Annotated in this window: 19 protein-coding genes; 2 read left to right on the plus strand and 17 right to left on the minus strand. The window is 53.3% G+C overall.

The genetic code is table 11. From position 1 onward, the window contains the following. Window positions 1–2,105, minus strand: a 2,105-nt coding sequence (secA, locus tag D6694_04235; GenBank protein ID RMH45775.1) for a preprotein translocase subunit SecA, incomplete at its 3' end; no start/stop codon positions are given. Between the two features lie 173 nt (window positions 2,106–2,278). Here secA and D6694_04240 point away from each other — a divergent pair. Further along, window positions 2,279–2,821 carry an SRPBCC domain-containing protein gene (locus D6694_04240; protein RMH45776.1) on the plus strand — a complete coding sequence of 181 codons (543 nt, stop codon included), beginning with the start codon at window positions 2,279–2,281 and terminating at the stop codon, window positions 2,819–2,821. 4 nt (window positions 2,822–2,825) lie between these two features. Here the strand turns inward: D6694_04240 and D6694_04245 are convergent, their stop codons facing one another. Beyond that, window positions 2,826–3,764 (minus strand): M23 family metallopeptidase, encoded by a 939-nt coding sequence (locus D6694_04245; GenBank protein RMH45777.1) that lies wholly within the window; start codon window positions 3,762–3,764, stop codon window positions 2,826–2,828. 65 nt (window positions 3,765–3,829) lie between these two features. Between D6694_04245 and D6694_04250 the strand changes: the two genes are divergently transcribed. Then, entirely contained in the window at window positions 3,830–4,237 is a 408-nt protein-coding gene (locus D6694_04250) for a hypothetical protein (protein RMH45778.1), read from the plus strand. An 18-nt stretch (window positions 4,238–4,255) separates the two neighbouring features. Here D6694_04250 and D6694_04255 read toward each other — a convergent pair whose 3' ends face one another. The 15 genes from D6694_04255 to rsmH all read right to left on the minus strand — a co-directional run. Next, complete coding sequence (locus D6694_04255) at window positions 4,256–5,170, minus strand: UDP-3-O-acyl-N-acetylglucosamine deacetylase (protein ID RMH45779.1); 915 nt, start codon at window positions 5,168–5,170, stop codon at window positions 4,256–4,258. 222 nt (window positions 5,171–5,392) lie between these two features. Next, window positions 5,393–6,568 (minus strand): cell division protein FtsZ, encoded by a 1,176-nt coding sequence (ftsZ, locus tag D6694_04260; GenBank protein RMH45780.1) that lies wholly within the window; start codon window positions 6,566–6,568, stop codon window positions 5,393–5,395. Window positions 6,569–6,606: 38 nt separating this feature from the next. Beyond that, entirely contained in the window at window positions 6,607–7,842 is a 1,236-nt protein-coding gene (ftsA, locus tag D6694_04265) for a cell division protein FtsA (GenBank protein ID RMH45781.1), read from the minus strand. Window position 7,843: 1 nt separating this feature from the next. Then, entirely contained in the window at window positions 7,844–8,662 is an 819-nt protein-coding gene (locus D6694_04270; protein ID RMH45782.1) for an FtsQ-type POTRA domain-containing protein, read from the minus strand. 7 nt (window positions 8,663–8,669) lie between these two features. Beyond that, window positions 8,670–9,611: a D-alanine--D-alanine ligase gene (locus D6694_04275; protein RMH45783.1), complete on the minus strand. Its 942-nt coding sequence runs from the start codon at window positions 9,609–9,611 to the stop codon at window positions 8,670–8,672. Next, window positions 9,608–11,047 carry a UDP-N-acetylmuramate--L-alanine ligase gene (locus D6694_04280; protein RMH45784.1) on the minus strand — a complete coding sequence of 480 codons (1,440 nt, stop codon included), beginning with the start codon at window positions 11,045–11,047 and terminating at the stop codon, window positions 9,608–9,610. Before D6694_04280 ends, D6694_04275 begins: the two co-directional genes overlap by 4 nt. Continuing rightward, window positions 11,044–12,126, minus strand: a complete 1,083-nt coding sequence (gene murG / locus D6694_04285; GenBank protein RMH45785.1) for an undecaprenyldiphospho-muramoylpentapeptide beta-N-acetylglucosaminyltransferase — start codon at window positions 12,124–12,126, stop codon at window positions 11,044–11,046. Before murG ends, D6694_04280 begins: the two co-directional genes overlap by 4 nt. After that, on the minus strand, window positions 12,123–13,325 hold the full coding sequence (gene ftsW, locus D6694_04290) for a putative lipid II flippase FtsW (protein RMH45786.1): 1,203 nt from the start codon (window positions 13,323–13,325) through the stop codon (window positions 12,123–12,125). The genes murG and ftsW overlap by 4 nt, the downstream gene beginning before the upstream one ends. Continuing rightward, window positions 13,258–14,595, minus strand: a complete 1,338-nt coding sequence (murD, locus tag D6694_04295; protein RMH45787.1) for a UDP-N-acetylmuramoyl-L-alanine--D-glutamate ligase — start codon at window positions 14,593–14,595, stop codon at window positions 13,258–13,260. The genes ftsW and murD overlap by 68 nt, the downstream gene beginning before the upstream one ends. Further along, window positions 14,596–15,678: a phospho-N-acetylmuramoyl-pentapeptide-transferase gene (locus D6694_04300; GenBank protein RMH45788.1), complete on the minus strand. Its 1,083-nt coding sequence runs from the start codon at window positions 15,676–15,678 to the stop codon at window positions 14,596–14,598. Next, complete coding sequence (locus tag D6694_04305; protein RMH45789.1) at window positions 15,678–17,039, minus strand: UDP-N-acetylmuramoyl-tripeptide--D-alanyl-D-alanine ligase; 1,362 nt, start codon at window positions 17,037–17,039, stop codon at window positions 15,678–15,680. Before D6694_04305 ends, D6694_04300 begins: the two co-directional genes overlap by 1 nt. Next, the gene (locus D6694_04310; GenBank protein ID RMH45790.1) at window positions 17,030–18,529 is read right to left on the minus strand and encodes a UDP-N-acetylmuramoyl-L-alanyl-D-glutamate--2,6-diaminopimelate ligase; all 1,500 of its coding nucleotides are present in this window, start codon (window positions 18,527–18,529) and stop codon (window positions 17,030–17,032) included. The genes D6694_04305 and D6694_04310 overlap by 10 nt, the downstream gene beginning before the upstream one ends. Then, window positions 18,526–20,337, minus strand: coding sequence for a peptidoglycan glycosyltransferase FtsI (locus tag D6694_04315; protein RMH45791.1), 1,812 nt, complete (start codon window positions 20,335–20,337; stop codon window positions 18,526–18,528). The genes D6694_04310 and D6694_04315 overlap by 4 nt, the downstream gene beginning before the upstream one ends. Further along, on the minus strand, window positions 20,334–20,639 hold the full coding sequence (ftsL, locus tag D6694_04320) for a cell division protein FtsL (protein ID RMH45792.1): 306 nt from the start codon (window positions 20,637–20,639) through the stop codon (window positions 20,334–20,336). The genes D6694_04315 and ftsL overlap by 4 nt, the downstream gene beginning before the upstream one ends. Then, on the minus strand, window positions 20,632–21,232 hold a 601-nt coding region (rsmH, locus tag D6694_04325; GenBank protein ID RMH45793.1), incomplete at its 5' end, for a 16S rRNA (cytosine(1402)-N(4))-methyltransferase RsmH. The genes ftsL and rsmH, both read right to left, overlap by 8 nt.

Genomic DNA, 21,232 nt, shown 5'->3' on the forward strand with positions numbered 1-21,232 from the left:
AGGCTCATTGGCGGGATGTACTCGGAAATCACGGCATCGATCACTTCTTCGCGGAAGCTGGCAATGATGTCTGACACATCATCAGTGGCCATGATTTCGTTGCGCTGCTCATAGATGACACGGCGCTGATCATTGGCCACATCGTCGTATTCGAGCAGGTTTTTACGGATGTCAAAGTTGCGCGCCTCAACTTTTCTTTGTGCATTCTCAATGGCTCGGGAGACCCATTTGTGTTCGATCGGCTCGTCTTCAGTCCACCCCATGCGCTGCATCATCATGGTCATGCGCTCAGAGGCGAAAATGCGCATCAAGTTGTCTTCCATCGACAGATAGAAACGGCTGGAGCCCGGATCGCCCTGACGGCCCGCCCGGCCACGAAGCTGGTTGTCGATTCGGCGGGATTCGTGGCGTTCGGTGCCAATGATGGCTAAGCCACCCGCGGCGACCACCTGATCATGTCGTTTCTGCCAATCCGCTTTAATGGCTGCAATCTGTTCTTCGGTGGGGTTTTCGAGCTTCTCGACTTCTGCTTTCCAGTTGCCGCCTAGGATGATGTCAGTCCCACGGCCAGCCATGTTGGTGGCGATGGTGACCGCGCCCGGTCGGCCCGCTTGCGCGATAATTTCGGCCTCTCGTTCATGATGCTTGGCGTTCAACACTTCGTGCTTGATGCCCTCTTTTTTGAGTAGATTCGACAGGTACTCGGACGATTCGATAGACGCCGTCCCGACCAACACCGGCCGTCCGGCCTCCATGCACTCTTTGATGTCCTTTACGATCGCTTTGTACTTAGCCCGCTGGGTCAAGAAAACCAAATCGCCGTAGTCTTTCCGGATCATCGGCTTGTTGGTGGGGATGACGATAACCTCAAGGCCATAAATCTGCTGCAGCTCAAAGGCTTCAGTATCGGCTGTGCCCGTCATGCCCGACAGTTTTTCATAGAGACGGAAATAGTTTTGGAAGGTAATCGACGCCAGCGTCTGGCTCTCGGCCTGAATCGGCACACCTTCTTTGGCTTCGACGGCCTGATGCAAACCCTCTGACCAACGGCGTCCGGGCATGGTTCGACCAGTGTGCTCATCGACGATGATCACTTCGCCGTCGCGGACAATGTAGTCCACGTCTCGCTTGAACAAAGTATGTGCCCGCAGCGCGGCATAGACATGGTGCAGCAAGGTGATGCTTGCCGTGTCGAACAGCGAAGCGTCCTTATCCAGTAGGCCGACTTCTTTCAAGAGTTGCTCAACCTTTTCTTGACCTTCATCGGTCAGGTATACCTGACGCGCTTTCAAGTCGAGCGTATAGTCTCCCGGTTCCTTCACGATGGGCCGACCGAGTTCATCCTCGCCTTCTTCAATCTGCTCTTTGAGCTTCGGTATGATTTTGTCGACTTTGACATAGAGCTCGGTGTTATCGTCGACAGCTCCGGATATGATCAATGGCGTACGCGCTTCGTCGATCAAGATTGAGTCAACCTCGTCGATCACGGCATAGTGCAACTCACGCTGTACCTTATCTTCGAGGCTGAAGGCCATATTGTCGCGCAAATAGTCGAAGCCGTATTCGTTATTGGTGCCGTAAGTGATGTCGGCTGCATAGGCGGCCTTTTTCTCTTCGTGGGGCTGGCCAGAATAAATCACGCCCACTTTCATACCGAGCAGTTCATAAACCGGTCGCATCCAGTCAGCATCACGCTTGGCCAGATAGTCATTGACTGTCACCACATGCACGCCCTTGCCCGTCAAGGCATTCAGATAGACCGGCAAAGTGGCCACCAGTGTTTTACCTTCACCGGTGCGCATTTCGGCGATTTTCCCCATATGCAACACCATACCGCCAATCAGCTGCACGTCGAAATGCCGCATCCCCAAGGTTCGACGCGCCGCTTCACGCACGACGGCAAAGGCTTCAACTAAGAGGTCATCAAGGGTTTCACCTTTGGCAAGGCGCGCTTTGAATTCATCTGTTTTGGCGCGCAGTTGTTCGTCCGAAAGCTTTTCGATTTCGGGCTCCAATGCGTTGATTTGCTGAACCTTTTTGTTAAGTTTCCGAAGGACCCGATCGTTACGACTGCCGAATATTTTTTTTGCAAGTTTTCCCAACATGGATCATCACCATCTGAACAATAAAAAACAGTACGCTCAGCGACTGCTCCAGCCCCAAGTCACTGGTATCATTGTGAAATGATTTTATGGGGGCTTAGGATACTGGATTCAAGGGCAACTCACCAGTGCTACTATCAATATTCCTAGCCCTTTTTTCGTTCAACAAACAACAGGTGCGCATTGTGATTGATAACTACTTGCGGCACATCGCGTTACTCGCGTTTGGCCTACTTGCCGCCTACAGTACAGCGAAAGTCGAGAAGACAGCTTCCGATGGCTTTCTGATTCATATAGAACAGGAATGGCCGATCAGTGCATCGCGCGCCTATCAAGGTCTTTTGCAAATTGATGCATGGTGGGACAAACGCCACACTTGGTTTGGCCGCAGTAGTACTTTGAGGCTGGATAATTATGCGGGCGGGTGCTTTTGTGAACGGGCTGGGAACAAAAGCGCTGTGCATATGCGGGTCATTTTTGTTCATCCGGGACGAGAGATTCGCTTGGCAGGTGCACTTGGTCCTCTGCAAACCATGGGAGCGAATGGCTTGATGCGTTGGCAATTTTCCCCGCTGACTGAGCAACGGACGCGCGTGACACTGACTTATTTGGTACGGGGCGCCAGCTGGCAGAACCTTGCCGAAATCGCCCAACCGGTCAATCACGTGTTATCTGCGCAATTTCAATCGCTTGGTGATTATCTCATGGCGGACAAGTAACTCATTAAGAGTTTTTCTCACGCCGCCAGACATACTTTTTTGGGTCAACGGCACGACCGTTGACCAACACTTCGTAGTGAACATGTGGGCCGGTGGAGCGTCCGGAGGAGCCCATGGTCGCGATCTGCTGTCCTTTTTGGACTATCTGCCCCGGCTTGACCAATATTTTCTGGTTATGCCCGTAGCGCGTCACAATCCCATTGCCGTGACTGATCTCCACGGTGAGCCCATAACCCCATTTCTGGCCAACAAAACTGACGACACCAGACGCCGTGGCAACGATAGGGTCGCCAAGCTTGCCGGCAAAATCCATTCCCTCATGCCAGGCTGGATTGCCGGTGATTGGATCTATCCGCTTACCGTACTTTGAACTATTCCAACCACGCACCACTGGTCGCCCAGAAATATAACGCTCAATATCAAGCTCGCGATTCATTAACACCGACTCCAGCACCGAGATCATCTTGCCTTTTTCAGACAAAAGCTGATTGGTTTGCTCGATGGCGGTGGTTAATTGATCGGCTTGGAGCTGCGAACCAATGGTGTGCTCTGGGCCACCCGCCTGAGGAACTGACTCGAAGTCAAATTCATCGGTGTCAATGCCGGCGACATCAAGCAGACGCTTACCCACCGCATTGATGCGCATTATCTCGCCTTGCAAAGCGCCAAAACGACGGTTGAGCGTCTCTAGTTTTAGTTGTGTGTCACGACGCAGCTTTTCCACTTCTTGCCGCGCTTGCGCCAGTTCCATCTGGGCAGACTTTAAGGCCATCTCCGCAATGTCTGCCGGCACCGAGTGCTGCTCTACCCAGCGCAAAGTTGCCAACACCGCAAGCCCTGGAAACACGACAAAGGCAAATAACGCCAACACCAGCAGCCGGCCGCGCGTCAAAGGGTAGCGCTTCAAACCGCGCGGTGTGTGGTGCAGCAACATCAGTTTCATTTCGCGCCTCGGTCGATTAGAATGAACTTGAAAATAATCAATCTCACATTTTGGGGCTTAATATCATGTCCGACGACCCCATTGATCTGGATGCCATTGCGCGTTCTGTTCGCGCACACCGTACATTGGCGCCCCATACTAAAAATCGCGGACACAAAAAAGCACCGCGACCGCATCCTGCGTCGATAGAACAACTTTTAACCGATCCCGGTTCGGATCTCAAGTTTTTGTTTGACAAGATAAAGGCGCACAAATCCGTTTTTGCGGAAATTTGCGAGATGCTGCCTGAATGGGCGAGGGCTGATTTGATCAATGCTCGACTTGACGGTGGGCATCTGGTCTTGTGTTTTCGAAATGGTGCCACGGCGAACCGCTTCAATTACGAACGAATTGACTTTCTCAACAACTTGCGCCGAAGACCGCAGTTCGCCGGATTGAGCACAATCACATGCAAGGTCACCCCGTCGGGGTGATAAAACCTGTTGCCTTGATTATGCCAGAAGCTGCTGCCCCACCTGAAAAGACACCGGTGCTTTCGCGCCATCTTCAAATGTGACAATATCCCACGCTGATTCATTGGCCATCAGGGCGCGAACTAACTTGTTGTTCAGCGCATGACCTGATTTGTAGCCATGGAAAGCGCCAATCACACTTTTGCCGAGCAAGTACAGATCGCCTAGCGCGTCCAACACTTTGTGCCGCACGAATTCGTCACGATAACGCAAACCGTCGTCATTCAATACGCGGAATTCATCAAGGACCACCGCATTCTCCAAAGAACCACCCAGCGCCAAATTATGGCGACGGAGATATTCAATGTCCTTGAGGAATCCAAACGTCCGGGCACGCGCAATCTCTTTAAAGAACGCCATAGTCGAGAAGTCAAACGTGACCTCTTGGCCAGAGCGGCGTATCGCCGGATGGTCAAAATCTATCTGAAAGTTAATGCGGAAACCGTTGAATGGCCTAAATTCGGCCCACTTGTCACCATCTTCGACGCGCACCGTCTTTTTAATACGAATAAATTGTTTGGGCGCATTTTGTTCTGCTATGCCAGCCGACTGCAACAAGAAGACAAAGGGGCTTGCACTGCCATCCATAATCGGAACTTCGGGGGCGCTGACATCAATAATGGCGTTATCAATGCCTAGGCCAGCCATCGCCGACAACAAATGCTCGATCGTAGCTACACGCACACCATCCTTCACCAGACAGGTTGACATGGTGGTATCGCCCACATTTTCAGGTGTGGCAGGAATCTCAACAACGGGGGTCAGGTCGACCCGGCGAAACAAAATGCCAGCGTTCGGAGGTGCTGGACGTATGGTCAAAAATACCTTTTCACCAGTGTGGAGCCCCACACCAGTGGCTCGAATCATATTTTTCAGTGTGCGTTGCCTGAGCATAAACCAGTTCTCATGTTACCTGTTTGTGTCCGGTGTTCTAGGAAACCGGCGCCAAACATCGTCCGTTCTCCGGATATTTTGCCCGTCACTGGTCAAAATTTGCGCACATCATACCATTTCTAACGCTTGTTTGAAAATGGTTTATGCACACACCGCGAAAAGCGATGTGCGCACAAACGCTTCACTCACTCAGCCGCCATCCTTGACGCCGAGGACAATGCTTTAATTGTTTTGCTTGCGCAGGAACGCCGGAATATCAAGGTAATCCATGTCCTCGATTGCTCCAACGGCGGTTTTTACTGGGTTTTGCTTACGGGTGATGGTCGGCACTTCGAGTTCGTCGTAATTCACCGCCTCCTCGGCCTTTTTCGGCTCGGAATTGGACTCTACGACTCGAACTGAAGCTTTGGGCGCTTCATTTTCCAGATCTTGTTCACGCCCAAGACCGGTGGCCACCACAGTCACCCGCAACTGTCCATTCAGTGCCGGGTCAATTGAAGTGCCGATGACTACTGTCGCATCTTCCGCAGCAAATTCGCTGATGATATTGCCGACTTCCGCGTATTCTTCCAATCCAAGGTCATCGCCTGCCGTGACATTCACGAGAATGCCGCGCGCACCACTCAAGTCGACATTCTCAAGGAACGGACTTGCAATCGCGAGTTCAGCTGCCTCACGGGCCCGGTTTTCACCGTTGCCAATACCGCTGCCCATCATTGCCATACCCTTCTCCGACATCACCGTACGGACGTCAGCAAAGTCAACATTGATAATCCCAGGCGACGTGATCAGCTCGGCAATGCCCTGCACCGCACCATGGAGCACGCCATTGGCCGCCTTGAACGCCTCCATTAGCTTGGCGCCACGCAAGTTTTCCAGCAACTTGTCATTGGGCACGATGATCAGGCTATCGACATGCTTACGCAGTTCCTTGATGCCCTGCTCGGCGACCATCATTCGCTTCTTCATTTCAAATTTGAACGGTTTCGTCACCACAGCGACAGTCAAAATACCCATGGAACGCGCGATTTCGGCCACCACAGGCGCCCCACCGGTACCGGTACCACCGCCCATACCGGCGGTAATAAACACCATATCAGTGCCCTGCAATACCTGTTCAATACGCTCCCGATCTTCCAGCGCCGCCTGTTTGCCAACCTCTGGGTTGGCCCCGGCGCCGAGCCCTTTGGTGATACTGCTGCCCAACTGCAGAGTGATCGGCGCTTGACTACGACTTAGTGCTTGTGCGTCGGTATTCGCACAAATAAATTCCACCCCGTCAATTTTGGCTTCCATCATGTGATCGACAGCATTGCCACCACCGCCACCAATGCCGATGACCTTGATGGTCGCCTGCGCCACCGGATTTTCGACCATTTGGAATAAGTTGTTTGACATCGTATTTCTCCTCTTTATTTCCGTCTGAGTGAGTGCAATTAAAAGCCCTTGAACCAGGCTTTCATCCTATCCAGCAGTTGCTTGAAACTGCTGACCGGATTCGGTGTTTCTGCTCGTTCGAGCAGTTGTTGTTTGCCATACAGCAACAAACCTACGCCTGTGGCATAAATTGGGTTACTGACCACATCCGTCAGGCCTGTGACTTTTTGCGGGGTGCCCAAACGCACAGGCATATGGAATACGTCTTCCGCGAGTTCGAGCAAACCTTCCATCTTGGAAGCACCACCGGTCAGGACAATGCCTGCGGCGGTCATTTCTTCGAAACCGCTGCGCTGAAGTTCAGCGCGGACCAACGTAAATAATTCTTCATAACGAGGTTCAACCACCCCCGCCAATGTTTGCCGCGACAATCGACGAGGCGGTCGTTCGCCAACACTAGGAACTTCGATGGTCTCGTCCGGCGAGGCCAATTTCCGCAGTGCACAGGCGTATTTCTTTTTCAGTTCTTCAGCGTGTTGTGTTGGCGTCCTCAGCGCCAAAGCAATGTCGTTCGTCACCTGATCACCCGCGATAGGAATAACTGCCGTATGTCGGATGGAACCACCAGCGAACACCGCAATGTCCGTTGTGCCGCCACCAATGTCGACCAGACAAACGCCCAATTCTTTCTCGTCCTCGGTCAGTACGGCATAACTCGATGCCAATTGCTCGAGGATGATGTCATCGACTTCCAACCCGCAACGATTTACACACTTGACAATATTCTGTGCTGCGCTGACCGCACCGGTGACCATGTGGACGCGCGCTTCAAGACGCACACCAGACATACCGATGGGCTCACGAATCCCGTCCTGATAGTCGATGATGAATTCCTGCGGCAGGATATGAAGGATGCGCTGGTCGGCCGGAATGGCGACGGCGCCGGCCGCATCTATCACCCGCTCCACGTCCTGATGGGTAACCTCACCGTCCTTAATGGCCACAACACCAGATGAATTGAGGCTTTTGATATGGCTGCCAGCAATACCAGTGAACACAGAATGAATCTGACAGCCCGCCATCAATTCTGCCTCTTCCACGGCACGCTGAATCGATTGAACAGTCGACTCAATGTTGACCACAACGCCTTTTTTCAGGCCAGTGGATGGATGCGAGCCTAATCCAATCACATGGATGCCATCTTCATCGTCGCGGATTTCACCGACGATGGCGACCACCTTTGACGTACCAATATCAAGCGCTACGATCAGGTTTTTGTCTTGTTCTTTTTTCATTTTAATTTTCCTGTTTCTGTGCTTCGCGCAACGCTGCGTAACGCACGGCAATACCGTGTTTGTACCGAAGATCCAACGTCTCAGGCGCTCCATGCGCCACAATCGCTGGCCAGACTTTTGTCACCCTTTCCAATCTTGTTGGCAAGTCAGTACGGCCGAGCACTAAATTCACGCCATTGGCCAATTCAACTCGCCATGTCCCAAGCACATCGCGTCCGACCCCCACTGGACGCAGTGCCTCCTTGGCCAATTTGTTGACGGCTTGCCGAAGGACCAGCAAAGCCTCACGCACCGAATCCTTAGGCACATCCACGAAAATTTTCGGTGCAGTTGTCGGCATATGCTCAGGTATAAAAACTTCGCCATTCACATCCACTAGTCCTCTCTCTTGCCAACGCGCCAGCGGGCGCCGTTCTTCAACGAAAACATCTAAATCAGCTGGAGGCCGGCGCTTAATGCGAACCTGGCGCACCCAAGCATTGGTCAACAAATGTGCCTGAACGCTCGTCAAGTCTGTCTTTATGACGTCCTGTTGTATGGCCTCCCGCACCATGTCGCGTACTCTTTCGGGCGACAAGTAACGCAATTCACCGTGCACGTGAATATTATCCAGTGCAATTGGTGTGCTTGGCTTCGTCCATCGTTCCCAAATGACATTTACGCGCCAATCGGCTGGCCAATATCGATAGGCCAAAAGTCCCGTCAGGGCGGTGGTGGCGACAAACCAGATCGGCCAGAAGGCAATCACAGCACGGATAATTGCCTGCAATTCTGCTTTTCTGTCACGCTTGATGCGTGGTGTCGCCATCTTTTTCGCCATAAAGCCGCTACTCCAAAGTGCTCAGAATGACTTGCACGCACAAGGCTTCGAACGAAAGCCCGATTTGTTTGGCCCCCATTGGCACCAAACTCTTTGGCGTCATGCCTGGGACTGTATTCGCCTCAAGCAAAAACCACCGTCCCACCCGGTCACGAATCAGATCGACTCGCCCCCAGCCCGAGCAACCGATGCAACGAAACGCGCGCAACGCGATTTCACCGAGCTTTGCTTCTTCTTCATCAGACAAGCCACTAGGACAGTGATATTGAGTCGAATTCGACTGGTACTTCGCTTGATAGTCATAAAAGCCTTCCGGCGTCTCAATGCGAATGCTTGGCAAGGCCTGCATGTTGAGGATCCCAACGGTATATTCATCACCGTCTATCCAGTGCTCAATTAGTATATTTTGGTCGTAGCGCGCAGCCTCCCGAATCGCCGTAAGCAAAGTATCCACACTTTCGGCACTGCTGACACCGACACTTGATCCTTCATTGGCTGGTTTAACCGCGACCTTCGGTCCCAAACGCGCCAAAATCAAACGCGCTTTTTCTTCATCGACGTGCTCTGGCGCATCGATGACCCAACCCGGTGCCACCGGTAATTTGGCTGCTGCCCAGAGGTTTCGTGTTTTCACTTTATCCATCGCAATTGCCGAGCCCAACACGCCAGAGCCGGTGTACGGAATACCTGCCGCTTGAAGCGCTCCTTGGAGGACGCCATCTTCTCCACCACGACCATGCAAGGCAATAAACACTCGATCGGGCGCTTCGGCCAGAATGGGGCGAATTAAATCATTGTCAACGGTGATGGCCACCACATCTACGCCTGCCGACTGCAAGGCTTCGTAGACGGACTTACCTGACACCAGCGAAATCTCACGCTCGGCCGAATAGCCCCCCATCACCACGGCAACGCGTCCCAAAGCTTCTTTTTGTGCCTTGCTGATCATGGCTTTTCTCCCCCGGTTTTCGATTGGGCAATTAACCGCTGACAAATTTGGCCAACATTGCCTGCCCCTTGCGTTATCAGGACATCGCCATCCATCAAATGGCGACGCAACACATCAAGCAACTGCTCTGGCTCCGCGACATAGACAGGTTCCTTTTGAGAGCTCAAGCGAATCGAACGACACAGTGATTTGGTGTCGGCACCGACAATTGGGTCCTCGCCAGCGGCATAGACATCAAGCATCAGGAGGACATCCGGCTCGGCTAGGACTTGCACAAAATCCTCATAGAGATCACGGGTCCGGGTGTAACGGTGCGGTTGAAATAACATCACCAAGCGACGCTCGGGAAACGCCGCTCGCGCCGCGGCAATCGTTGCCGCCACTTCAGTCGGGTGATGACCATAATCATCGATCACCCGCACCTGATGCGAGGCCAAGTTCCGTTCTCCCCAGTCTTCGAAACGACGTCCGATTCCCTTGAAGTGCTTCAGTGCCTGTTGTACGACCTTGACATCAAGCCCCTCTTCCAAGGCCACAGCGACGGCTGCCGCGGCATTTTGCACGTTATGGCGCCCGGGTAGACCGAGGTCGAAATCGTGCGTCGTCCCGTCTGGAAGGTTGAGGGTGAATGACACCCGAGTGCTCGTCTGTTGCCACGCGACCACACGATAGTCTGCGTCCGTCGCAAAACCATAAGTCACAAACTTGCGCGCGGCCTGCTCTGGTAGCCGTCTCGCAACCTCATCGTCGGCACACACGACGGCCAACCCGTAGAATGGCAGGTTACGCAAGAATTCAACAAAAGTGCCTTCCAGCTGTGAAAAGTCGCCCTGATAAGTGTCCATATGCTCGGGCTCGACATTGGTGACCACTGTCACTAATGGCTGAAGATGCAAGAATGAAGCATCGCTTTCATCGGCTTCTGCCACCAAATAGTGCCCTTGTCCCAAGCGTGCATGGGTTCCTGCCTGGTTAAGCAAACCACCGATCACGAAAGTCGGGTCGCAACCTGCTTCCGCCAAAATGGCAGCGATCAATGACGTGGTGGTCGTTTTGCCGTGCGTGCCACAAACCGCGATCCCTTGCTGGAAGCGCATCAGTTCTGCGAGCATTTCTGCCCTCGGTAGAACCGGCAGGTGCTTGGCATGGGCCGCGCGCAATTCAGGGTTGTCCTCGCGCACCGCACTGGAGACCACCAGAACATCCGCCTGCTCAATATTGGCAGCAGCATGACCAATAAAAATACGGGCACCTAATTGCTCGAGTCGTTCTGTCGTTGCTGAGCGACGCAAATCGGAACCACTGACCTGAAAACCAAGGTTAAGCATCACTTCGGCAATGCCACTCATGCCTGCGCCGCCGATGCCGACAAAATGGATTCTCGACACGCCTCTTTTGGCGGCCAATCGAGCAAGCGGTCGTTCATTCCTCGTCATTGTGCAACTACCTTTTTATCTATCAGCGCAAGCAATGATGCTGCAGCATCACCCGGTCGCAATCGATACGCCTGTTCAGCCATTTGCTGGCAACGCGCCCGCGTCATCTCGCTTAACAAGCTCGCCAAGCGCGTTGCGCTCAACTCGTTTTGTGGCAGTAATTCGCCAGCACCATGCTCTGTCAAATGTCGGGCATTGGCTGTTTGGTGATCATCCACAGCGTACGGATAGGGCACCAATACCGCCCCAAGGCCCGCTGTGATGAGCTCTGATACAGTCAAGGCGCCCGCTCGACAAATCACGAGATCGGCCCATGCATAAGCTCCAGCCATGTCATCGATAAATTCACTCACCTCAATTTGGTGTCCAATATCCGCCGCTGGCCGATAGGCGCCTTCTGTCGTCGCTTGATTACCTCGGCCTGCCTGATGACGAACCATCAAAACCTTGTTGGTCAGTTGTGCCAACGCTTGTGGCACGACTTCATTAAGCACTTTCGCACCTCGACTGCCTCCTACCACCAAAATGCGCAATGCCCCTTCTCGCTGCGCAAATCGCTCGACTGGCGCTGGAAGTTCCTGAATCGCTTGTCGAACAGGATTGCCCACCGTTACCACTGGTAGAGAACGATCAAAGGTATTGGGAAATGCCTCGGCCACCAGCGTCGCATAGCGAGATAACCACCGGTTGGTTGCACCAGCAATGGCATTTTGTTCATGCAGCACTAAGGGTATACGACGGACGATGGCTGCCACGCCGCCTGCCGCACTCACATAGCCACCGAACCCAACCACTGTCGCGGGTTGGAGCTGTTGAAACAGGCGTATGGCTTTGAAGGTCGCTGCAATCATTCGCCAAGCACCGCGGATAAGTGCGCGCACACCGCGCCTGCGTAATCCTTCCACCGGTAGCAAATGCAACACAATGTCGTATTTCGGGACCAATTCAGTTTCCATCTGCCCTTCCGCACCAATCCAATGAACCTCCCAGCCGGCAGCTTTTGCCTTTTCCGCCAACGCGATGCCGGGGAAGATATGTCCACCGGTGCCACCAGCCATCACCACCATCACGCGCTTCATCGTGCTCCCTCCAGATGCGGGTGGCGTGTTTCGAAGTCAGCGCGCAATAGGAGCCCGATACTGGCCATCGAAATTAACAGACTTGAACCACCGTAGCTCACTAACGGCAGCGTCAACCCTTTGGTTGGCAACAAACCGCTCGCGACACCAATATTCACCATGGCCTGAGAAAAGAGGGAAAACCCCAATCCATAACACAGGTAACCCGTGAAGCAAGCCTTTTGCTTCAAAGCCCGTCGGCCAATGGATAAGGCGCGCCACAGAATCGTAGTAAAGAGCACAACCACTACCACCAGTCCGATTAGGCCCAATTCTTCTGCAATCACCGAGACGATAAAGTCGGTGTGTGGCTCCGGCAGGAAGGCCATTTTTTGTACACCGTCGCCCAAACCGCTTCCCCAAACACCGCCACGGCCAAAAGCAATAAGCGATTGCACCAACTGATAGCCGTCCCTGAATGGGTCAGCCCATGGGTCAAGAAAACTCGTTAGCCGTCTGACTCGGTAGGCTTCCGACGTCGCCACAAACGCCATTGCACCAATCACCACAATCAACAGCACGATAAACTGCCACAGCCGAGCGCCACCCAAGAACATCATGGCCAACACCGTGGCCACAATGACCGCAGCCGAACCAAAGTCGGGCTGCAACAGCAACAAAACGGTCACAGCGCCCATCACTAAAAGGGGTCGAACGAAGCCTTCGAGTCGGGTTTGTACTAGTTCGGCGCGTCGCACAAGATAATTGGCCAAATAAACCACGACAAATAGCTTGACCAGTTCAGCCACCTGCAAATTCATGATGCCGAAGCTCAACCAACGACGGCTTCCGTTCACCTCCTTGCCCACGATCAACACAAGGACCAGCAAACAAAGACCACAAATCAACAATATCGGCCCCAGCACCGCCCAATGGCGCAACGGAATTGAAGTCACCGCAAGCATGAAGCCAAAACCGAGCACTAGGTAAATGCCGTGTCGAACTGAAAAGTGCCACGGATCACCCGTCAGATGGTGGGCGATTGAGAAAGAGCTTGAGCTCACCATCACCCAACCGAGCAGCACTAGGGCCACCGCGGACAACGCGAGCACGCGGTCGTAGTCTGGCTCGTGAAAGCGTGTCATAGTGGTCTCATGTTTCATCGCCGTCACCATCCAGTTGCGCCACAGCGGCACAGAACGCGTCACCGCGTGCCTCATAACTTGCAAACATATCGAGACTCGAACAAGCCGGCGACAACAACACCATGCTGCCTTCACGCGCCAATGCTCGCGCGGACATAACCGCTTCATTCATGTTCGTGGCGCGTAACACTGGTATTTCTCGCCTGACTTGACGCGCGATTTTTTCGCCATCGCGCCCAATGATCACGAGCCCAGAACAGGAGTGATTAATCGCCTCGGCAAGTCCTTTCAGCAACGCGCCTTTGGCATCTCCTCCCGCAATCAATATCACGTCATCGCACTGTGCCCTTGCTGACGCCAAGGCTGCCAGCGCCGCCCCTTCGTTAGTGGCTTTCGAATCATTGATATAGTGAATGCCACGTACCGTACGGACGAACTCAAACCTATGGCGGAGCCCTCGGTATTGCACTAATGCCTCACGCATGGCGTCATCAAACCGAATCCCCGCTGTTTCAAGCAACGCAATCGCAGCAAGGGCATTCAGGGCATTGTGTTGGCCTTTAATCTTGAGTGCATCGATAGACAGAAGCGGATCTTCATGGCGCCAGAGTTTCCCCTCATGGAGCCGATAGTCGGCCTTTTTGCCTGCGCCGAACAGGATTCTTGGGAGGCCGTCAACAAAATTTTCCAACTCCACAGGCAGCACAGCTTGTTTCGCATGCGCAAAAATCCGCCGCTTGGCGTCTTGATATGCCTTTAGTGTCCGATGCCGGTCGAGATGATCGTCGCAGATATTCAGTATGGTCGCTGACTGTAACGACAAACTTTGTGTTGTTTCCAGCTGAAACGACGAAAGCTCAAGGACAATTAAGTCAATTTCATCTCGATCCACGAGTTCAATCGCGGGCGTACCTATATTGCCGGCCGCGATCGCGCGTAAACCGGCTACACGAGCAAGGTGCGCTGTCAGATCCGTCACTGTCGACTTACCATTCGAACCGGTGATGCCAATAGCCGGTTTTTCGTTGACACGGGCAAAGAGCTCAATTTCGCCAAACACCTCGACTCCGGCCTCCCGGAGCCGAGCAAAAATGGGCAGCGACGGGTCCAGTCCTGGACTTACTATCACCGTGCCCTCGTCGATTTCGGACAACATCTCCCAATCGCCTGTGTGAATTCGCCGCAAATGGGGTAACGCCCGAACTTCGTGAAAGGCCGGTGGATTGGTGCGTGAATCGACACAATCGAAAGCAATACCGTGGCGCGACAGGAATTTCGCCACCGCAACACCGGTGTTCCCAAGCCCCACCACAACAACAGGTTGTGTCAATTCTACTGCCGTCATCTATCTCACCTTCAATGTCGCGAGACCAATCAGCACCAAGACAATGGTGATGATCCAAAACCGCACAATGACCCTAGGTTCGGGCCAACCTTTGAGCTCAAAATGATGATGTAACGGCGCCATATTAAAAATCCGCCGTCCAGTGAGCTTGAACGAGGCCACCTGCAAAATGACCGACAAGGTCTCAATGACAAAAACGCCGCCCATGATGAAGTACACCAGTTCTTGCCGAGTAATTACGGCAATCACGCCGAGGACGGCCCCCAGCCCCAACGAACCCACATCCCCCATAAACACTTGGGCTGGATACGTGTTAAACCAAAGAAACCCGAGGCCAGCGCCAGCAATGGCACCACATATCAACAGCAGTTCACCGACACCAGCGATGTAAGGGAAACCCAGATAAACTGAAAACTTCGCATGTCCTATCACATACGCAAATACGCCCAAAGCACCAGCAATCATGACTGTGGGCATGATCGCCAAACCATCCAAGCCATCGGTCAAATTGACAGCGTTACTGGAGCCGACAATGACGAAATAGGTCATGACGACAAAGCCGACGCCCAATGGTATCGCGACCTCTTTGAACACTGGGACAATGAGCTGTGTTTCCGCCGGGGACTGGGCTGACGTATACAAATAAATCGCTGCCGCCAAACCGAAAACGGACTGCCAAAAGAATTTCCAGCGAGCAGGCAGGCCCTTCGGATTTTTGAGCACCAACTTACGGTAGTCGTCGACCAATCCAATGAAGCCGAAGCTCAGCATCACAAAGAGTGTGACCCAAACAAAGCGGTTGCTCAGATCCGCCCAAAGCAACACGCTTAACGCAATGGAAAGCAAGATAAGGGCGCCGCCCATGGTTGGCGTGCCTGCTTTCTTCAAGTGCGTTTGAGGTCCATCATCACGAACTGTCTGACCAACTTGATACTGGGACAGTTTCCGGATCATATAGGGCCCAATGGCCAACGATATACCCAAAGCCGTCAATACACTCAAAATGGCGCGAAGCGTCAAATAGCGAAAAACGCCAAAAAAACTATCAAATTGCACTAACCACTCTGTCAAAAGAAGTAACATCAGAGACCCTCTTCTTGTTCTTTTTCTCTTAAGTGAGTAATGACTCGCTCCAGTGCCATGACCCTTGAGCCTTTAAAGAGCACAACATCCCCCCTTGTCAGGTGCTGCTGCAAATAAGCACATAAGGCATCGGCGTTGGCAAAATGCTCAGCGTTTCCGCTAAATCCCATGACTGCCGCCTCACTTAACTCACCAATACCTAACAGTTGGTCGATGCCCTGTTGTGAGGCATAGTTTCCCATCTCTTGATGGTAACGACTGGCCTCATTGCCAAGCTCAGCCATATCTCCCAAGACCAAAATTCTTCGGCCTGGCTGTGTCGCCAGCCAATCAATGGCTGCCCGAACAGAGGCGGGACTGGCGTTATAGGCATCATTGATCAACGTGCTACCCCGCAATCCTGGCAATTTTTCCATGCGGCCTGCCACCGGCTTAAGGTTTTGCCAACGCTGCACCGCTTCGGTGAGGTCAACTTCCATTTGTGATGCCGCAGCCAAAGCCAGCAGGGCATTTTGCAAATTGTGTTGACCCAACAGCGGCAATTGAAAGTCAATCTGGAGACAGCCGCCCGTCTTTACGTGCCAAACGTCGTCCTTTACGTTGGTCTGTTCAATCCATAAATCCGCACCTGGTTCACGTGCCAGTGCGACACGCTTCAACCGCCGCTGGCCGATGGCATCTCGAACAGCCCGCCATTTCGCGACATCAACCGTAGTGACAGCCGCACCATCCTCTGGCAGTGATGCAAACAATTCTGATTTTGCTCGCGCAATTCCCTCAACCGATCCGAAGCCCTTCACATGGGCCGGCGCAATGGCGGTCAATACCCCAACACGAGGACGTGCCAAACTGGCCAGATAGCCAATTTCACCAGCCGCGTTCGCGCCCATCTCAATCACCGCAAATTTATCGTCGGGCGATTCCGAAAAAAGCGTCAGTGGCACGCCAATGTCATTGTTGAAATTTCCTTGGGTCACGCAAACATGCGGCTCCAGCAAACACGCCAACAAAGTTTTTACAGTCGTTTTCCCAACACTGCCCGTAATGCCAATTGTTGAAGCGCCACACAGTTGATGCCAATGCGCGGCGAGTAAACCCAATGCCTTCCGGGTGTCCGGCACCTCAATCTGTGGCAAACTGACACCTGACGAGGCACGCGTGACGACGGCCGCCACGGCACCTTTTTGCTCGGCTTCTGAAAGATAGGCATGGCCATCAAAACGCTCGCCCCGCAACGCAAAAAACAACTCGCCCGATGAAAGGCATCGGGTGTCCGTCGATACACCACAAACCAATGGATCGTGCGTATGGCGCCACGATGTGCCCAAAACCTTCGCTACCTCCGACAGTTTCAGGTGCATGCTGACACCTCCTGGAGTATCTCGCGCGCCACCTCGCTGTCAGAGTGCGGCAACTTGCGCCCCGAAATGGTTTGAAACCGTTCATGTCCTTTGCCTGCAATCAGAATGATGTCATCTGAGCTGGCATGACGAATAGCACGCTCGATCGCCGCCCGACGATCCCGTTCCACGACGATGTGTGACACCCGCTGACAACCTGCCAATATGTCGGCGATGATCCGATTGCCATCCTCAAACCTGGGATTGTCGTCTGTGACGATCACCTTATCCGCCAACCGCTCGGCAACTTCACCCATTAACGGCCTCTTGCCCACATCGCGGTCACCACCACAACCGAACAAGCACCACAAACGTCCTTTGACATGTGGCCTAAGTGCCTGTAAGGCTTGCTCAAGGGCATCTGGTGTGTGGGCATAATCCACCACAACAGTCGGTTGTTCCCCGCTGCCCAGCACTTCCATACGACCTGGCACCGGCTTGAGTTCCGATAAGCACGGTACAATAGCCTCCCAAGCGAAACCAAGTTGTCGCACGGCAGCCACTGCCGCTAACACATTGCTGATATTGAATTTGCCGAGTAAGGGCACGTGACACTGCCACTCCCCACCTTCTGCCTCAAGGACAAATGCCTGGCCCATATCAGATGCCGTCACATCACGCGCCCGCACCATCGCCGACTCAGAAAAGCCATAAGTAATAGCTTCTCCAGAGAGGTGAGTGCTCACCCACTTTCGGCCACGCTCATCATCAAGATTGATGACAATGTGCTTGGCACCATAGTCAGTCAATAAGGTTTTCTTAGCCGCTGCGTAGGCTTCAAAATCACCGTGGTAATCAATATGGTCCCGTGTCAAATTGGTGAAAATCGCAACTTGAAAAGCAATCCCTCTCACCCGATGCTGCACTAGCGCATGGGAAGAGACTTCCATCGACACATAACGGACCTTTTCCTCACGCCATTTGGCCAAATAATTTTGATTAGCAATGGCATCAAGCGTGGTGTTAATGGTTGGCACCAAATTATCAGGCAGACCGACCCCCAATGTGCCCATCACCCTAACCGACTCAGGTGCGGCCAAAATTGACAAAATCTGAGCAATATACTGGGACACCGATGTTTTTCCATTGGTGCCAGTCACGCCAATGACTGAGAGTGACTTTGACGGCCATTGCCAAAAGGTCGCTGCCATCTCGCCAAGCTGGCTGCGCAGTTGTGGGACGGCAATCACCGGCACGGTCAAGCTGTGCAACTCCTGACGCTGGTCATCGCTCAATCCTTCGCGTTCGACAAGCGCCGCAACCGCACCAGACGACACGGCAGCCGTTACAAAATCACGCCCATCCACAACATTGCCTGGCAATGCAATAAATAAGCTATGTCGCTTGATGTCTTTGCTCGACAGCGCTAAATGGCCAATTTCCACATCACCGCCGACCAGTACTTCATGCGGCACATCTGTCAAAAGCTGCGAAAGGAGGACCTTGTTCATCCGTCATCGCCCTCCAAGGTCATGCTCGCGCCCGCCACCAACGGTTGCGTAACATGGTCCGGTGGCACGCCAAGCCAGCGCAAGGTACGCGCCGCAATTTCACGAAACAAAGGCGCCGCGACGTCCCCACCGTAGTATTCTTCGCCTTGGGGACTGTCGATCACGACGACGACTGCGATCCTAGGGTTGTCCAACGGAGCGATGCCTGAGAACACGGCAACATAATCATCGCCATAACCGCCATTGATCGCCTTCCGCGCTGTTCCTGTTTTCCCGGCAACACGGTAACCTTTAACTGCGGCACGGTGACCAGTGCCACCTTCTTCTACCACATGCGCCATCATTTCCAACACTTGTCGCGTCACCACTTTTGGCAACACGCGTTCGCCCACATTAATGCCGCTAGCTTTTACGAGGCTGACCGGTAGTAATCGCCCACCATTGGCCAGCACCGCATAGGCACGCGCTAACTGCGTGGCGGTGACGCCAATCCCATAGCCATAGGCAAGAGTGGCTTTTTCGATGTCAGACCAACGCGCCCGCACCTGAAATTTACCTGCACTCTCACCTGGGAAACCAGTGCCCGTATCCACTCCGAAGCCGAGCCGATAATAGGTATCGACAAAAAACTCTGTATCTAGGGCCAAAGCAATTTTGGCTACGCCGACGTTACTCGACTTCTGGATCACACCGGTTAGCGTCAACTTTCCATTGTTATGCCCATCACGCACCCAGAACCCATTGACCTTCATATAACCCGGCGCCGTATCAATCGCACTCTCCGGGGAATATTGACCAGTTTGTAAAGCCATCGCGGCCACGAACGGTTTAAATGTTGAGCCAGGCTCAAAAATGTCGGTGAGTGCTCGATTGCGTGTCAGACCTGGGCGTATGGACGCTCGATTATTCGGGTTGTAAGCAGGCTGGTTGACCATCGCCAAAACTTCGCCGGTATTGACATCCAGCACCACCGCGCTGCCGGCTTTGGCGCGATGTTCAGCGACCGCTCGCTTAAGCGCCAAGTATGCAATGCTCTGTACGCGCAAATCGATGCTCAAGGCGATGTTTTTACCATCCTTGGGCGCACGCAGCACTTCACCCCGCTCAATGACATTGCCGTAAAGATCATATTTCAACAACTGTTCACCAGGCTTGCCTTGCAACCACACATCGTAAGCCCGTTCAATGCCTTCCAAACCGCGACCATCAATGTCGGTAAATCCAATGACATGGGCAGTCACCTCGCCAGCTGGATAATAGCGTTTTTGTTCTTCGAGCCAGTTCAAACCAGGGATTTTCAAGGTAACGTACCGGTCGCGGACACTGCGACGTTGAAGTCGGGACAAGTACACAAATCGGCGGTGACGACGCTCTTCTAGCCATTGCTTAAGTGCTTCCGGAGTTTTTCCGACCAATTCCGCAAGCGCTTTGGCTTTTTGGGACGACCACCACCCTGGCTTGTGGTCAATTTTTTGCCAGAACCGCGCCACATCCATCCATGCCGTCCATGCCGGAATGCTGATGGCCAACTCCTCTCCGTTTCTATCCGTAATAGTGCCTCTAAGCGCTGGTAGCCGGCTCAATTTATCGGTTCGTGCATCACCCTGTGCCTGCAAGAAATCCCGCGCCACCCATTGGATGTATGCCGCACGACCAATGACAACAATTGGCAAGGCCAACAGGACAACCATGAGAAACACTTGCCTTCCCCAGTATGTGGTGGGTTGCCACTTCTTTTTGGCGCCGATTTGTCGCCGTTTCGCCACCTGCCGCGCCAGCTTTTGAGTGTCGCTCAAACTCCTGCTCATCGCACCACCACTTCTTTTTCCGGAGACACGGCTTGCATCTTTAATTTTTTTCTTGCGAGCTGTTCGACTCGTGCTGGTTCAGCAAGTGCCTGATGCTCGAGTCTCAACTTTCGCCACTCAACATCGAGTTGCCTCAGCTCTGCGGTTTTTACCACTAAAGTTTGATTTAACGTGCGGTACTTCCAGGCCTGTTGCACAACCAAGACGGCACTCGTGACAATGGCCAGTACCAACAATGTGACGAACGGATGACGCCACACATCACTCAACAGAAGGCGGGGCAAATGCTCAGTTTTAGTCATTCGCCCTCCTCCTTTCCGCAACGCGCATCACCGCACTGCGCGCCCTCGGATTTTTCTCAATTTCACTGTCAGTTGGCCGTATCCCCTTGCCAATCACAGAAAGCGCGGGTTTCGACGCTTCCTGAATTGGTAACCCCCGTGGGTGTTGAGGCCCACGAGACTGCTCGCGCATAAAGCGTTTAACCATCCGATCTTCCAACGAATGAAAGCTAATCACGACCAAGCGACCTGCCGGCGCCAGCACCTCAAGGGTACTGTGTAAGGCACGCTCAACACTGCCAAGTTCATCGTTTATCCAAATGCGGATGGCCTGAAAACTTCTTGTCGCCGGATGTTTACCTGGCTCTCGCTTTGGGACAGTTTTTTCAATCAATTCTGCCAGTTGGCGTGTGCGCTCGAACCGTATGCCTCGGTCGCGCGCCTCAACAATGGCGCGCGCAATACGGCGACTGAATCGTTCTTCTCCAAACCGCCACAAAACATCGGCAATTTCCTCAACACTCGCGCGCGCCAACCAATCGGCCGCACTTTCTCCCGTTGACGGGTCCATTCTCATATCCAGAGGACCGTCTCGCAAAAAGCTAAAGCCTCGC

The sequence above is a fragment of the Gammaproteobacteria bacterium genome (assembly GCA_003696665.1).
GTDB lineage: Bacteria > Pseudomonadota > Gammaproteobacteria > Enterobacterales.

Coding starts and splice junctions, on each gene's coding strand:
- ftsZ (RMH45780.1), bottom strand. CDS start 6,568: ATGTCAAACAACTTATTCCAAATGGTCGAAAATCCGGTGGCGCAGGCG.
- D6694_04300 (RMH45788.1), bottom strand. CDS start 15,678: ATGTTACTTCTTTTGACAGAGTGGTTAGTGCAATTTGATAGTTTTTTT.
- D6694_04280 (RMH45784.1), bottom strand. CDS start 11,047: ATGACGAGGAATGAACGACCGCTTGCTCGATTGGCCGCCAAAAGAGGC.
- murG (RMH45785.1), bottom strand. CDS start 12,126: ATGAAGCGCGTGATGGTGGTGATGGCTGGTGGCACCGGTGGACATATC.
- D6694_04270 (RMH45782.1), bottom strand. CDS start 8,662: ATGGCGAAAAAGATGGCGACACCACGCATCAAGCGTGACAGAAAAGCA.
- ftsL (RMH45792.1), bottom strand. CDS start 20,639: ATGACTAAAACTGAGCATTTGCCCCGCCTTCTGTTGAGTGATGTGTGG.
- ftsA (RMH45781.1), bottom strand. CDS start 7,842: ATGAAAAAAGAACAAGACAAAAACCTGATCGTAGCGCTTGATATTGGT.
- D6694_04315 (RMH45791.1), bottom strand. CDS start 20,337: ATGAGCAGGAGTTTGAGCGACACTCAAAAGCTGGCGCGGCAGGTGGCG.
- ftsW (RMH45786.1), bottom strand. CDS start 13,325: ATGAGGCACGCGGTGACGCGTTCTGTGCCGCTGTGGCGCAACTGGATG.
- murD (RMH45787.1), bottom strand. CDS start 14,595: ATGACGGCAGTAGAATTGACACAACCTGTTGTTGTGGTGGGGCTTGGG.
- D6694_04245 (RMH45777.1), bottom strand. CDS start 3,764: ATGAAACTGATGTTGCTGCACCACACACCGCGCGGTTTGAAGCGCTAC.
- D6694_04305 (RMH45789.1), bottom strand. CDS start 17,039: ATGCACCTGAAACTGTCGGAGGTAGCGAAGGTTTTGGGCACATCGTGG.
- D6694_04275 (RMH45783.1), bottom strand. CDS start 9,611: ATGATCAGCAAGGCACAAAAAGAAGCTTTGGGACGCGTTGCCGTGGTG.
- D6694_04255 (RMH45779.1), bottom strand. CDS start 5,170: ATGCTCAGGCAACGCACACTGAAAAATATGATTCGAGCCACTGGTGTG.
- D6694_04250 (RMH45778.1), top strand. CDS start 3,830: ATGTCCGACGACCCCATTGATCTGGATGCCATTGCGCGTTCTGTTCGC.
- D6694_04310 (RMH45790.1), bottom strand. CDS start 18,529: ATGAACAAGGTCCTCCTTTCGCAGCTTTTGACAGATGTGCCGCATGAA.